10 protein-coding genes and 1 riboswitch are annotated in these 14813 nt (G+C 48.3%); of the genes, 2 read left to right on the forward strand and 8 right to left on the reverse strand.

Features of this window, described 5'->3' with window-relative positions; translation table 11 throughout:
• The first annotated feature begins 434 nt into the window (after positions 1-434).
• Entirely contained in the window at positions 435-620 is a 186-nt protein-coding gene (locus P9687_RS07435; protein WP_061086452.1) for a CsbD family protein, read from the forward strand.
• Between the two features lie 1076 nt (positions 621-1696).
• On the opposite strand, the gene metH is transcribed toward P9687_RS07435, so the two are convergent.
• From metH to P9687_RS07470, 7 genes are all read right to left on the reverse strand, one after another.
• The gene (gene metH, locus P9687_RS07440; protein WP_328228705.1) at positions 1697-5161 is read right to left on the reverse strand and encodes a methionine synthase; all 3465 of its coding nucleotides are present in this window, start codon (positions 5159-5161) and stop codon (positions 1697-1699) included.
• Positions 5162-5420: 259 nt separating this feature from the next.
• Positions 5421-7256 carry a bifunctional homocysteine S-methyltransferase/methylenetetrahydrofolate reductase gene (locus P9687_RS07445; RefSeq protein WP_328228706.1) on the reverse strand — a complete coding sequence of 612 codons (1836 nt, stop codon included), beginning with the start codon at positions 7254-7256 and terminating at the stop codon, positions 5421-5423.
• A 67-nt stretch (positions 7257-7323) separates the two neighbouring features.
• A riboswitch (SAM riboswitch) is annotated at positions 7324-7425 on the reverse strand.
• Positions 7426-7537: 112 nt separating this feature from the next.
• Positions 7538-8197: a hypothetical protein gene (locus P9687_RS07450; RefSeq protein ID WP_328228707.1), complete on the reverse strand. Its 660-nt coding sequence runs from the start codon at positions 8195-8197 to the stop codon at positions 7538-7540.
• Between the two features lie 169 nt (positions 8198-8366).
• Entirely contained in the window at positions 8367-9326 is a 960-nt protein-coding gene (locus P9687_RS07455) for an LCP family protein (protein WP_014096252.1), read from the reverse strand.
• Between the two features lie 842 nt (positions 9327-10168).
• Positions 10169-10768, reverse strand: coding sequence for a DedA family protein (locus P9687_RS07460; RefSeq protein WP_019720492.1), 600 nt, complete (start codon positions 10766-10768; stop codon positions 10169-10171).
• Positions 10769-10799: 31 nt separating this feature from the next.
• A complete protein-coding gene (locus P9687_RS07465; RefSeq protein ID WP_046722012.1) occupies positions 10800-12074 on the reverse strand; it encodes a VTT domain-containing protein in 1275 nt (424 codons plus the stop codon).
• Positions 12075-12789: 715 nt separating this feature from the next.
• Positions 12790-12972: a hypothetical protein gene (locus tag P9687_RS07470; protein ID WP_104851125.1), complete on the reverse strand. Its 183-nt coding sequence runs from the start codon at positions 12970-12972 to the stop codon at positions 12790-12792.
• A gap of 359 nt (positions 12973-13331) precedes the next feature.
• On the opposite strand from P9687_RS07470, the gene P9687_RS07475 reads away from it, so the two are divergent.
• The gene (locus tag P9687_RS07475) at positions 13332-13655 is read left to right on the forward strand and encodes a winged helix-turn-helix transcriptional regulator (RefSeq protein WP_014096256.1); all 324 of its coding nucleotides are present in this window, start codon (positions 13332-13334) and stop codon (positions 13653-13655) included.
• A 43-nt stretch (positions 13656-13698) separates the two neighbouring features.
• Here the strand turns inward: P9687_RS07475 and P9687_RS07480 are convergent, their stop codons facing one another.
• Positions 13699-14784, reverse strand: coding sequence for a DUF1648 domain-containing protein (locus P9687_RS07480; RefSeq protein ID WP_035182599.1), 1086 nt, complete (start codon positions 14782-14784; stop codon positions 13699-13701).
• Between the last annotated feature and the right edge of the window lie 29 nt (positions 14785-14813).

The raw sequence follows: 14813 nt of genomic DNA on the forward strand, positions 1-14813 counted from the left end.
ACACACATCCACTCTGCAACACCATCCAACCTATATACGCATGCGTTTCCTCATTCCAATTTTGGAGCGAGACGGAGATGATGCGCATGCGTTCCCTTTACCCACCGATTATTCACGTCCCATAAAATATCACAGCTCTGTTGCCTGCTTCATGCAAAATGGGGCTCAAGCTTATTGCAAAAACTTAGGTTCATTTTATATATGAACTCCTATCTCCTTCTCCTGTTGCGATTTGCGTATTTTTTGATTGTGGCGGTTCCCCTATTTGATTTGGCCAGGATTGTGAAGTGCCGATCCTGTATTTTGGTGTGACTGACTAAATTTTGTGCCGGACCGGATGACAATCTTCTCCATCTATTTCTTTTGCACTTTTCGTTTATTGGCCTGTGATCAGGGAATAGGAAAGATGAACAATATGAATGGGAGGAATGAAAATGGATCAAGACTCCATGAAGGACAAACTCAAAGGAAAAGGGAACAAATTGAAAGGCGAAGCAAAAGATACGTGGGGTGAAATCACCGGCGATGCGGAAAAACAAGCTGAAGGCAAAATGGACAAATTGAAAGGCGAGGCCCAAGACTCGGTCGGCCATGCAAAAGACCGCCTCTCCCGTAAGTAAGCCATTTGCTTTTGGTAAGTTGCTAAAAGGCAATGGAGCTTTTTGACTTTCATTGGCTAAGAACTGAAAAGAACGAAACGGCTCAATGCGGATTTTCCACTCATGCCGTAAAGGATTCGGTACGAGCGGAAGAATCAAAATTAGCCGCAGTCGCCGCACATTTTTAGATAGATGGATTTTAAGCCCGGATTCCGATATCCGGGCTTTTTCATGTGGGTATTTCCGTGGAAATATTGCTGGTTGTGTCGAAATGAATCGTATCTTGTCATCTTGTCATGCCAGCAAAAACGTCAATATTCGCAACGATTGGGCATGCAAAGTTTTGCAAGGATGATGACTGCACTGGCCGAATTTGAGATGCACAGGTTTTATTCAGCCGGCGTTGACGTCGATTTAACATAAACGTTCATGCCACAGGAAACGTGGTAGGTGAAAGCATGGCGTATTTTTAATAGAAAGAAAGCGGGTCAAGCATGTTCGTACGTCCATTCTTCTATCATATCGAAGAAGGGCTTGCTGGCAAGTGGAATTTGTTCAGAAGATCCTGTTCAACTTGCACAGTTTTCATTGAAATGTTTCCCGTGGAACATTGCGGGCGGAACAGAAAAATCGGGTTAGCGCAGATTTTGTCGATTTATACGGTTTTTTGTAAAACGCAACATGGAGCTGGCCCGGAAAAACAGCATGGATTTCTATATGAAGAAAGCAACGGAATTTTCAGCTGCTTGTTAACGTAGAGCATGTCTAGGTTAAGAAAGCAGTGGGAATTTTGCCTGTTCCTTAACATAGAGCCTTCTATATTAAAAAAGCAGTGGATTTTTCGAGCGTTACTAAACATAGAACCTCTCTACGTTAAGAAAGAAACGGCAGTTTTAGCCGTTTCTTAATGTAGAACATGTCTAGGTTAAGAAAGCGGAGTTTTAGCCTCTTCTTAATGTAGTAAACGTCCATGTTGTAGGTTGTTCCTTGCTTTAAAAAACCCAAAGCGGGCCGGGGCCCGCTTTGGGGGTCATACCGCCAAGTATCCTGCCGCCGGATGGTCCTATTCCTATACGGCCATGGCAAAGGAGATTCGGTCATACCGCAAAATATCTTGCCTCAGGATGGGAGAACACAAGCGCGGTGACGGCGGCTTCGGGTTCCATCATGTAGCCTTCGGTCAAGTGGAGGCCGATTTTTTGCGGTTGCAACAATTTAAACAGTTTGGCCTGATCTTCGAGGTTCGGGCAGGCCGGGTAGCCAAAAGAGTAGCGCTGGCCCTGGTATTTGGCGGCAAAGCGCTGCTGCATTGTGAAATCAGCCGTGTCCGGGAAGCCCCATTGGCTGCGTATCAGTTCATGCAGTCGCTCGGCGAAGCCTTCTGCCGTTTCGAGGGCAAGCGCCTGGAGGGCATGGCTTTTGAAGTATTCGCCCGCCTCTTTCAAATAGCGTGCATGATGGCGGATGTTTTTGCCGGCAACGACCGCGAACATGCAGACGTAATCTACGACCCCACTGTCCACGCTCCGGACATAATCGGCAAGGCACAAATACGGCGGCTTTGCCTGGCGCGGGAACGTAAATCGCTCTAGGACGGATAAAGATTTCGGATCTAATGTACCAGGCTCTCCAGCCGGTTCGTAAAGAATCAAATCATTACCATCCGATTGGGCAGGGAAAAATTGGTATACAGCGGATGGCTGAAGCAATTTTTCTTTCATCACCCATTCGCGCAGTTCATCCACCTGCTGTTTCAACTTGAGGGCGCGTTCGTCTCCCTCCGCAAGCAGCTTTTCGACGCGGCCTTTCAATCCTAAATGGTGGCCGAGGAGCATTTGCATGTTCACGTAGGGCTCGATATGGGCAAGCGGATAATTGCGCAGCACATGCCGCTTCAAATCCGCCGGCTGGTATACCGGCGCATCCGGGGATACCGAAGAACGGCGCGGTAAAGTCGCAACCGGTGCTCCGCCGGCATTCACGGCCGCCACCCTTGTCCCGCCGCTGCGCTGGTTGGCAAGTTCCGTTTCGAGCGAGCTTCGTTCCGATTCATCCTGCAATTTGTTCGCAAGCGTGAGGCCCTCCATTGCGTCTTTTGCATACAGCACAAGCCCTTCATATTGCGGAGCGATTTTATTTACCGTGAATTTCCGCGACAGGGCTGCACCGCCGACCAGTATCGGCTGACGGATGCCCGCTTCCCGCAAATCCTGGGCAGTGACGACCATTTGCTGGGCGGATTTGACAAGGAGGCCGGATAGCCCGATTACATCCGGTTTCTCTTTACGGACGGCGTGGATAAGATCAGCCGGCGCCACTTTGATGCCAAGGTCGACCACTTTATAGCCATTATTTGACAAAATGATGTCGACCAGATTTTTGCCGATATCATGGACGTCGCCTTTCACGGTTGCGAGCAGCACTTTCCCTTTTGTGCTTGTTTCATTTTTTTCCATAAAAGGCTCAAGGAATGCGACGGATGCTTTCATCACTTCCGCACTCTGCAAGACTTCTGCGACGATGAGCTGGTTGTCGTTAAACAGGCGGCCGACTTCCGCCATCCCGTCCATAAGCGGGCCGTTGATAATGGCGAGCGGATCCGGGTATTCCTTCAAAGCCTGTTCAAGATCCGGGATGAGGCCTTCTTTCGTCCCTTCGACAACGTAATTCGCAAGCCGTTCGGCAAGCGTCATCGTGCTCTTTGGCGCTTTTTTCTCCTGCACCTTGCCGCGGTAATATTCGGTGAACGCGGCAAGGGCTTCGTCACTCGTTTCAAACAACAGTTTTTCGGCCATTTTCACGTTCTCTTCCGGGATGGACGCAAAGCGTTCGAGTTTTTCTGTGTTCACGATGGCGTAATCCAGCCCGGCTTTCGTACAGTGGTAGAGAAACACTGAGTTTAGCACTTCACGCCCGGCAGGTGGCAGCCCGAATGAAACATTGCTGACGCCGAGGATCGTCTGGCATTCCGGCATCGCTTCTTTGATGAGGCGGATGCCTTCGACTGTTTCTTTTGCTGCGCCAAAATACTGCTTGTCGCCAGTGCCAGCCGGGAACACGAGCGGGTCAAAAATGAGATCACGCGGGTTGAGCCCGTACGTATCGACGAGCAGGTCATAAGAGCGGCGCGCTATCTCAAGTTTCCGTTCGGCAGTGACAGCCATCCCCTCTTCATCGATCGTGCCGACGACAACGGCACCCCCGTATTTTTTGAGGAGCGGCACGACTTTTTCAAACCGTTCCGTCCCGTTTTCAAGGTTAATGGAATTGACAATGCTTTTTCCTTGGCAGTATGTAAAAGCTTTTTCGATTACGTTTTCGTCCGTGGAATCGATCATAAACGGCACTTTCACTTTTTTCACGGCGATCGAAATAAAATTTTCCATGTCACTGATTTCATCGCGATCCGGGTCGGCGAGGCAGATGTCGATGATCTGTGCGCCGTTTTTGACCTGGGTACGGGCAATTTCGCTCGCTTCTTCCCATTTGCCTTCCGCGATCAGGCGCCGGAACTTGCGCGAACCGATGACGTTTGTGCGTTCGCCGACAAAAATCGGGCGGGTGGACGGGTCATCGTAAATAAAGGGTTCGATGCCGGAGACGACGTGGTGCTCTTGTTTTGCAGGCTGGCGCGGCGGGAGCCCGGCAAGTGCTTCATTCAGTGCTTTGATATGGGCAGGTGTTGTGCCGCAGCAGCCGCCTGCGATGTTGAGCCAGCCTTTTTCGGCGAAGCCTTTCATTTTGACAGCGAGCGATTCCGGTGTTTCGTGGTAATGCCCTTCTTCGTCGGGAAGCCCGGCGTTCGGGTAACAGCTCACTGCCGTTTTGGCGAGCCCCGCGAGTGTGCGGATCGAGTCGGCCATGAACTCCGGGCCGGTCGCGCAGTTAAGCCCGACTGCGGCCGGCTGCATATGCTCGACGGAAATGTAAAATGCTTCGATGTTCTGGCCGGCAAGCGTTGTGCCCATCGGTTCAATGGTGCCGGAGATGAGAAGCGGCAGTTTTTTTCCGGTTTCGTTAAATGCGTCCGTAATGCCAAGAAAAGCGGCTTTGACGTTCAGCAAGTCCTGCGATGTTTCGAGAAGGAGCACGTCGACGCCGCCTTTTATGAGCCCGCAAGCCTGTTCCTGGTAAGCGGTTTTGAGCGCGTCAAAAGTGGTGCCGCCCGTGACGGAGAGCGTCTTTGTTGTCGGGCCCATCGAACCGGCGACAAACCGCGGCCGCTCGGGTGTGGAAAATTTTTTGGCAGCCTGCTTGGCGATGCGCGCGGCTTCGATGTTGATTTTTTCAGCGAGATGCCCGAGGCCGTACTCGTTAAGGACAATAGACGTTGCGCCAAATGTGTTCGTTTCGATGATGTCGGCCCCCGCTTCGAGATATGCTTCATGGATCGAGCGGATGATATCGGGCGCTGTGAGATTCAAGTGTTCATTGCAGCCTTCGTATGCTTCGCCGCCAAAATCTGCCGCGGTAAGGTGTTGCTGCTGGATCATCGTCCCCATCGCCCCGTCAAGGATGAGAATGCGGTTTGCAAGCTGCTGTTCAAATAACGTTTGCCCCATGAAAAATTCCCCCTTTGGTTGTACGTTTGATATTGAGATTGCGACGTACGGTAACATTTGGTACCTGGCTGGGCCGCGTTCCGATGCTGGCGGCGCCGGTGCCACTTTTGATTGAGTTTAAAGTGCATGCATCTCGCCGGGGCTGAAGCCGGCCAAGGTTTCGTTTTGCCTTCTTGAGCTCTTTTCTTAATCTTGCAATTGGACAGTGCTATCAAAGTTTCACTTTAATGAATCCGCCTGTACTCTTTTCGTTGCAGTCTCAGACAATGCCTGCGCCTTGCACTGCTGTTTTTTCGTGGATATAGCGCGTGCATTCCACCGTCAGTTCGTAGCGTTCGAGCGGCGTAATTAAGTAAATGCCGTTGAAATAGCCGAGGGCCGCGTCGATCAGGGTACGGCTGATCGCAAGGCTTTCTTCACGCGCTTTCGCAGGGTCGCCATTTGTTTTTTCCATCGCCGCCAAAATTTCATCCGTCAGTTTGATGCCCGGCACTTCATTGTGCAGAAAGACCGCGTTCCGGTAGCTGGTAAGCGGCATAATGCCAAGATAGATCGGTGCGTCCAAATGCTTCGTTGCTTCATGGATTTGCTCGATTTTTTCCGTGCTGAACACAGGCTGGGTGATAAAATAATCGGCACCGTGGCGGATTTTGCGCTCCAACCTCCCGACCGTTTTATCAAGATTGCGGACGTTCGGGTTAAATGCAGCCGCGACGGAAAAATTCGTTTTCCTGTGAAGCGATTTGCCGGAATGGGAGATGCCATCATTGAATTGCTTGATCATTGCGATCAGTTCCATGGATGACAAATCGTATACGCTCGTCGCTCCCGGGAAGTCGCCGATTTTTGTCGGATCCCCCGTGATGGCAAGCACCTGGTCAATCCCGAGCGCAGCAAGGCCCATTAAGTGCGACTGCAGCCCGATCAAATTACGATCACGGCATGTAATATGAACAAGCGGCCGGATGCCATGTTTCTCTTTTAAAATTGAAGCAATCGCTGTGTTGCTGATGCGCGGGCTTGCAAGCGAGTTGTCGGCCATTGTCAAGGCATCGATGCCGGCGTCGTGCAGCGCTTTTGCCCCTTCAAAAAAGCGAGTCGTGTTCAGAGTTTTCGGCGTATCCAATTCGACAATGACAGAGCGGCGCTTTTTTACGATTTCATGCAACGGTGGTTCGTGCTGCGCCGGGGCGGCTGCGATTTCAATTTTCGGCGGGCGGACCGTTTTTTCTGTGACAGGCAAAAGCCCCTGCACCCCTTCTGCGATTGCTTTGATGTGGGCCGGCGTTGTGCCGCAGCAGCCGCCGATCAGGCGCACACCCTGTTCGACAAGTTTTTCGGCACATGTTTTAAAATAATCGGCGTTATTTGTGAACGTGAACCGGCCTTCCTCGTAATCTAAAAGACTCGCATTCGGGTATGCGGACAAAAAGGCACGCTTCGGTATCGGGATTTCTTCGAACGCCTGGATCATGTGGTGCGGGCCGAGCCGGCAGTTCAGGCCGGTCACATCGGCGCCGCGGTTTTCAAGTTCCTTGAACGCGTCGCGGACCGGGGTTCCGTTTTGGAGCACGCCCGGTTCGATAAGCGAGAACTGGGCGATGACCGGGACATCCGCTTCTTTTTTCGCAATGTCAACGACCGTATACAGTTCTTCCGCGTCAAAATACGTTTCCAAAAGCAGGGCATCAACTCCTTCGTCCAGGAGGTGAAAAATCTGCTCGCGGAACGTACGCTTGATTTCGGCAAGTGTTGCTTCGGTTTTGCGCTGGCCGCGGATACCGCCGACTGTGCCGAGTATAAATGTGTCACGGTTTGCCGCTTCTTTTGCAATCCGGACGGCCGCTTTGTTGATGTCTTTTACTTTTTCTTCCAGGCCATACTGTGCCAGCTTGATATAGTTGGCGCTGTACGTGTTTGTCTGGATGACCGATGCGCCTGCTTCGATATAGGCGCGGTGGATCGCGTGGATGTCTTCCGGATGGGTCAGGTTGAATGACTCATAACATGTGTCGGCGCCGTATGCATATAGCAGTGTCCCCATTGCCCCGTCTGCAACAAGGATGCGGTTTTTTAACGTTTCGAGAAGGTTCAAATTTTTACACTCCCTTTGAATGATATGAAAAAAGCCTCCCAGAAAAGGAGGCAAGATGACAACATTCTCCTTATCTTTTCAGGTATACCTGTTGGATTTAGCACCGTGCCGTATGGGCTGGTTGCTGAGGTTTCATCGGGCCAAGTCCCTCCGCCTCTCTTGATAAGGCTATTCGATTGAACGTACTTAAAATTTTGACTTATTTATACTTTACACTTTGCCGGGTGACATGACAAGGGGGAAATTGAAATTCATATTGGATGCGGTTTCGTCCCTTTTGTCTAATTGGCTTTCTTTTGCCTTTTTGAGCCCTCCAAAAGGACAATTTGCTCCCGGTACGGCTTTCTTTTGTCTTTTTGAACCCTCCAAAAGGACAATTTGCTCTTGGTCCAGCTCTCTTTTGTCTTTTTGAACTCTCCAAAAAGACAATTTGCTCTTGGTCCGGCTTTCTTTTGTCTTTTTGGGCCCTTCAAAAAGACAATTTGCTCTTGGTCCGGCTCTCTTTTGTCTTTTTGAGCTCTCCAAAAGGACAATTCGCCCCTGATCCGACTCTCTTTTGTCTTTTTGAGCCCTCCAAAAGGACAATTCGCCCCTGATCCGACTCTCTTTTGTCTTTTTGAGCCCTCCAAAAGGACAATTTGCTCTTGGTCCGGCTTTCTTTTGTCTTTTTGAGCTCTCCAAAAAGACAATTTGCTCCCGGTACGGCTCTCTTTTTTCTTTTTGAACCCTTCAAAAAGACAATTTGCTCTTGGTCCGGCTTTCTTTTGTCTTTTTGAGCCCTCCAAAAGGACAATTCGCCCCTGATCCGACTCTCTTTTGTCTTTTTGAGCTCTCCAAAAGGACAATTTGCTCCTGGTCCAGCTCTCTTTTGTCTTTTTGAGCTCTCCAAAAGGACAATTTGCTCCTGGTCCGGCTTTCTTTTGTCTTTTAGAGCTCTCCAAAAGGACAATTTGCTCCCGGTACGGCTCTCTTTTGTCTTTTTGAACCCTTCAAAAAGACAATTTGCTCCTAGTCCGGCTTTCTTTTGTCTTTTTGAACCCTCCAAAAGGACAATTTGCTCCCGGTACGGCTTTCTGTCTGCAACAAAAAAAGAGCCGGAACCGGCCCCTGTTATTCATCCAAAAACTGTTTGATGGCTTCTATATTTTTTTCTTTGTCCACTTCGAGTGCGGCGCCGACGCCCGGATAGCTGACATTGGTATAGGTGCCGGCAACCGGTACGGTCATTGTTTTTACCTTGAGGTTGCCTCCGACGGCGTCTTTGGCGAGCGCAAGAATGTTCATTTTGCTCATATTGGTGGCAATATACGGCTGAATGGTTCCAAGCAGTTTCGGCGCTTTGGCGATACCATTCACGCTGAAAACTTCAGATTGGAGCGCTTTAAGCACTTTTTGCTGGCGGGCAACCCGGCCAAAGTCGCCTTGCGCGTCATGTCTGAATCGTGCGTAGGCGAGCAATTGTTTCCCATGCATCAGCTGTTTTCCAGGATAAAGCGTCAAGCCGATGTTTTCCGACATTTTATGTTCCACGTTCATTTCAATGCCTTGAGGCGCCAGGGTATCGACAATTTTAACAAAACCTTGGAAATCGACAAGTGCATAATATTGCACATCAATGTCAAAATTGGTTTTGAGTGTTTGACGCAGCAATTCAACACCCTTTTTTTGATTCTTCAGATTGCCAAGATAGTAGGCTGTGTTAATTTTATAGTTTCTATACCCCGGAATTTCGGCATAAATGTCACGCATAATCGAAATGAGCTTCACCTGGTTATTCTTCGGGTCATATTGGGCAATCATGATGGTATCGGTTCTTGAATCTTCTTGCCCGCGCCGATCAATTCCGAGAAGGAGAATATTGGTGCGGCCATTTGCATCCTTTTTACCGTTAAATTCCAGATTGTCCATATTTAAGACATCATTCGGGTCTGTCTGATGAACGCCAGCGTAGTATTGATAGGCTGTGTAACCCGCGCCGGCGACGATGAGCAGTAAAAAGAGCATAAGGAACACTCTGCGCCAGCGGACTCTTGACCGTTTTTTCTTTTTTTTCGCTACTCTTGACTCCATAGAATCCCTCGTTTTAGTAGTCTGTCTTCATTATTATTATCTAAAAGCGGCAATTTGTCACGAAAATTTTGATGAAATTTTGTTATTTTTGTCGAGATCATAATTTGTGGGGAATTTCACATAACTTTCATGCAAAGTTAAGGCGTTTTTTATTTTCCAGCGGTATATTGATGTTTGTCATCAGGTAAGAGCTTTTGTTGGTTCGTCTGCTTTGTGCAGGCGTTTTTTTATAGCCGGGAGATGTGGGGTTTTAAGCATTTTTTAAGTTTCGGCAGGTATGCTTTTCTTTGCAAGAGAGATTACAACCTACTTTTTCATATGTCCCCTTTTTCGGCCGCCGCCCTTGAGCAGGCGATTTTTTCTGGGGGTAGTGGGCAAGCCTGCCTCTTTTTCTGAATCTCGGCCTGTTAAGATTGTTTTAAGCTTTCGGCGTTATCCTTTTTCTTGTAATCAGGCAAGATGAAAATCCGGCTTGCTTTTTCATCCATGTTAACCCCCTTTTTTGGCCGTCTGCTTTGTGCAGGCGGTTTTTTTCGGCCATAGCAGATAAACATGCCTCTTTTTCAAAATTTCGGCCTGTTAAGATTGTTTTAAGCTTCCTGCGTTATCCTTTTTCTTGTAATCAGGCAAGATGCAAACTAGGCTTGCTTTTTCATCCATGTTAACCCCCTTTTTCGCCGTCTGCTTTGTGCAGGCGGTTTTTTTGGTTAAGGATTTTGAACAATTATAGCAGCTAACCTATATCTTTGATTTGGTGGGAGTTAGCCGTTCTTGGGATCCGAACCCCACCGTTTCCACTCTTCCCTCATCTATGGAAAAAGCCCGGCCCCCTAAATAGAGGGTCAGGCTCTTTTTTTCTTGCGGTACATGGAGTAAGCGATATAAAGCACAATGATGATGATCGCGATAATGGTAACCGGCTTGACATAAGGAGCCGCAACGTCATCAATTTGTGCCCAGTTTGATGCGAGACGTTCACCGAGAAAGATAAACAGCACTGCCCACGGAATGGTCGCAAGCAGCGTGAAAAAAATGAACTTGAAATACGACATTTTGGCAATGCCGGCCGGGATCGAAATGGCCTGGCGGATGACCGGGATGAATCGGCCCGTAAAAATAACACCGGCGCCGTACTTGTTGAACCATTCTTCCGCGACATCGAGATGCCTTTCGTGAATCAGCAAATATTTACCGTACTTTAGCAAGAACGGGCGCCCACCGTATGCACCGATCCAGTATAAAATCAGTTGGGCAATCAAAATGCCAAGTGTGCCCGCTGCAATGGCGCCGAAATAATTGATCTCTCCCCGGGAAATTAAATAGCCGGCATAGGCAAGGACAATCTCGCTCGGGATAATCTCAATCGCAAGCCCGATCGCAACACCGAAGTAACCCAGATCAGCGAGTGCTGTTAAAATTTGTGTGACAAAGTCTGAGAACATGTTTCCCCTCCAACATTTGCTTTCTTATCCATCATATCATACGGAAAATTTCCAGCAATAAAATATTTAAGCCAAGCCAGACGCCGCCGAATACATAACCGCCCGCAATGTTACTCGGGATTTCAAGGCCGAAATAAATATGGCTGACAGCTGCGAACAACAGAACAGCTAAAAGAAGTACATCCATAAACGTATGGACCCAAAACATCTCAGCGTGCCGGACAACGAGATATGTAAAATAGCCGTAAATGATCAGAATCATCATCGCCTGGTCGCTCGGAAATGAGAAGACAAAGTGGGAAAACGTCGGAATTTCCGTTTCCGACATCCGGTGGAACACTTCATGCAGCACATTTTGATACAGTTCCCCGCCGATTGTGACAAGCAGCATAATCAAAAATTCGTGCGTGCGATCTTTGCCTTTCCAAATGATCCAAAGAACCGTCAACACCATGACGAGAATGAGCGCCTGCCGCGAGCTGAGCGCCAGCATCCCTTTCATGACGCCTGCCCAATGGTGTTTGAACAAAAGCGATACGATTAAAGAGGTCACCTCGTTAAAGTCGCTGAAATCTTCGCTGAAAAGGTTTTGAATCATTGTGATCATTAACACAATCAAAAACAATGTCACCAGCGTGGTGCCGATGATCACAAACTCGGCGCGCACCCGGCTGCGGAAAATCATGAAAACGCGCCGGAGCACCGCCATCATCGCCCAGAAAATCTGCTTATGGAAATAGCGGAACACATAATACGCGATGATTAAGCCGGCGCTTACAATACCGCCTATGACGAGATATTTTTTTACCGCTTCGTGGAACTGCTCCCACTGCGAGCCAAGCAGCTTCCCGAGGGAAATAAACGTGCTTGTCCAAATCAAAGCGCCGGAATAGGCAAAAGTGGCAAATGACCGGAATGGCAGTTTCGTAATTCCGGAAAAATAGCCGGTGATGTGGCGGACACCTGGTATAAAATACGCGACGATAAGCAATTTATTCCCATATTTATTAAACCAGCGCGATGTTTTTTCAAGCTGGGACGGGCCGAGATGGATAAAATGGCCGTATTTATGTAAAAACGGGCCGCCGAGCCGCTGCCCGATAAAATAGGCCGTTGTCATGCCGACAGATGTACCGGTGGCGGCAATGAGAATGCTCAAGATCCAGTTGAGCTGCCCCTGGTGCACCATATAACCGGCATAGCTCATCAGCACTTCGCCTGGAAGCGGAACTGCAATCATTTCGAGCAAAAGTGCCAAAAGCAGCACAATATATCCATATTGATCGACGTATGATGTCACCGACATTTGTATCCCTCTCTTAAACGGCGTCAATAAAAACGACCGCTTTTGTTTGCATAAAGTTCACTCTTCTTACAGCCATTTTCGGGCATGAGGGTGGGTTTGTCAAAAAGGTTAAGACTTGATAGTTGTCAATTTTATGATAGGCACTTTGCAGGGAACCATCCAGATTTAAAACCAGCTTCTTTCCCGGACCCAGCGTGTTCCCGCACCCGTTTTGCATTAAGTTAAGAAACGTGTTTTCTGCTTTCGGCTGCTGCATAAGTTGAACTAAACATTCCTACTTCTGTATGTGTAGCCATCGTAATTGATTTTAACGCGAAAAATTTAGGTTCATTTTATATATTCACCAGGCTTTGGGGAGTTTTTTACATGAGGCTTATTGTTTCGGTTGCCGTATTTTGCCAGGGAACATTCAAGATTCAGTATTTATTTTATCCGCTTTCGGCCATGATACTTCACCCGTCTCCGTATGGTTTTTACACCTGTAAATTTTATTTGAGATTTGGAAGGTTCACGACTTCCCTGTTGTGATGGCCCAGGGAAAATTTTACAGTTGTGGGTGAACGGGGATTAGAAGAGGGCGTGAATGATCAAGTCCATTTTAACGGATTTATGAAAGAAGTCTCCCATCCTCATGGCCAAAGAGCAGGTGGGAGATCATTTCAAGCATTCGCCTGACTGAATCGCAATGGTAACTACGCCCAATCACTGTCTGCCTTTAGGCTTGTGTGCCGGATTGCCTGTTTCCGCCGCGATTTGATTGCTGAAAATTTGAGAGCCATTTTTCCACGTTTCCATAAAACTTGTTCAAGGCATCTGCCGCTTTTTCACGGTTTTCTTTTGATTTGAAGTATTGGTAGCCGGCAAAGCCTACTACCGTATAGAAAAGTAATTTTTTCACCTTAAAAACCTCCCTTTCTTTACTCCCTCTATTTTATATGAAAATTCAATGGATTGGAAGAACTTTACCCGACCGGGGACCCATTGGAACATTTCTCATTTTACTTTTTTTGTTTGGGGGTGGCACCGTTTCACCGTGATTTCCTTCCATTTTCATTTTTTCGTCTTTATTTGGGGATTTTTTAGGGCCATTTCCGTCACGGGTTTGCCAGCTTTTTCGGCCGAACGCAGCAGTTCCACTGGACAGAGATTGTTAGCTAGTTACTTTTAGTAAGTTTACAATTCATGTATAATGGTTAAAAAGGCTTTTGTTGATATAGCCCCGGAATGCAGGGTTGATGAGAAAGGTGCGTTACAAAAATGGGAAACCAAAGTTTATGTCCGCGTTTCGAAAAGGCGTTTCAGCTATTGGGAAAACGCTGGGTTGGCGTGATTATCCGTGTCCTTTCTAATGGGCCGATGCGGTTTAACGAAATGGCGGAGCTTATCCCGCATATCAGCCAAAAGGTGCTTTCGGAGCGGCTGAAGGAGCTGGAAGACCAGGGCATCCTTGTACGGGAAGTGTACCCGGAAAGCCCTGTCCGGATCGAATACCGGTTGACAGAAAAAGGCGAGGCGATCAAGCCGGTCCTTGATGAAGTGCAAAATTGGGCAGACAAATGGGTTGATCTTGAAAGTGAATAATAAAAGGGGTTGCTTCCATTCTTTGGAGCAGCCCCCTTGTTTTTTAAGAAAAGAAAACACCAAGCAAAAGCGGAATCAGAATAATGAGCCCGAGGATAATCCAGCCTGCCGGGTGCGCAAAGTTAAGGGTCCAGCCGCTCCCGAACCTTTTTTCCACCCATAAGGAAGGATCGTTGCGATTGAAGTAAAAAACGCCGAGTTTCCAATACGCATCGTCATCATACTGGAAGCGGCCCTGAACGGCACCATTGCCTACGCGGATGCGGCTGCCGCCCTGCCCGGTGATAACCGAGAGCAAAACCGCCCCGGCCACAATCAACAGGACCGCGCCCATGCCTCCGTACGACAACCAGGCAATCGGGACCGGCACAATAAAGGAAAGCTGAATGGCAAAAAATAGTAAAATCATAAGCAAGCCTGTAATGATCATAAATGCTGACCATCTGCGCCGGAAACGGACATTTTGCTCGAGGGAGGCTTCCGGTCTTTCGGCATTGAGCTGCTGTTTGCTTTTTGCAATCATCGTATTCAGCCAAATGAACAGGATAAGCAAGAACAGCTGGACAGTTGGCAGTTCAAACACGGTCCGGTACGATTTTTCCACCCAGTCTGTCGGTGTACCGTTAAAATCATAATGCATGGCGATCCGGTCCGGAATCCGTCCGTAGCACAACCATGTCATCAGGAAAGTGGCTGCTGTCACGCTTGCATGGATCAGAAACCATGCGTTGGAAAAAATGAGTTTCTGGCTCCGGAATTTCGGGTCGACGATGATCGCCTGCTTTTTCCCGGCTGCCCAGTTCCGCGTCTTCTTGATTGCCTTCATTTTTCGGTGAAAATAAAGATAGATGAGAAAATTACCGGCAATGTCAACAAGGACTGCGAGAGCGAAACCAGTTTGAAGCAACTGGCTTGTGCTTACAGCTATGAACAGGGCGGCTGCCAGAAGGATGCTGAAGACAATAATGACTGCGGCGTATTGTTTCCTCAGTTTTTTCAGTTCAGGATCCAGGTAGGCTGCCTCTGGGATGGTGACCCCAAAACTTTCCGTTTTTCTTGTAATGTACGGTGTTACTGCCATCATGACGGCAACCATTCCGAAAAAGATCAATACCATTATGGTTTCCATTGTTCTCCCACCTCGTATAATAAGTTTAA

It is taken from the genome of Weizmannia sp. CD-2023 (assembly GCF_036225245.1).
Lineage (GTDB): Bacteria > Bacillota > Bacilli > Bacillales > Bacillaceae_C > Weizmannia > Weizmannia faecalis.

Coding starts and splice junctions, on each gene's coding strand:
- P9687_RS07435 (WP_061086452.1), top strand. CDS start 435: ATGGATCAAGACTCCATGAAGGACAAACTCAAAGGAAAAGGGAACAAA.
- metH (WP_328228705.1), bottom strand. CDS start 5,161: ATGGGGCAAACGTTATTTGAACAGCAGCTTGCAAACCGCATTCTCATC.
- P9687_RS07455 (WP_014096252.1), bottom strand. CDS start 9,326: ATGGAGTCAAGAGTAGCGAAAAAAAAGAAAAAACGGTCAAGAGTCCGC.
- P9687_RS07460 (WP_019720492.1), bottom strand. CDS start 10,768: ATGTTCTCAGACTTTGTCACACAAATTTTAACAGCACTCGCTGATCTG.
- P9687_RS07465 (WP_046722012.1), bottom strand. CDS start 12,074: ATGTCGGTGACATCATACGTCGATCAATATGGATATATTGTGCTGCTT.
- P9687_RS07475 (WP_014096256.1), top strand. CDS start 13,332: ATGGGAAACCAAAGTTTATGTCCGCGTTTCGAAAAGGCGTTTCAGCTA.
- P9687_RS07480 (WP_035182599.1), bottom strand. CDS start 14,784: ATGGAAACCATAATGGTATTGATCTTTTTCGGAATGGTTGCCGTCATG.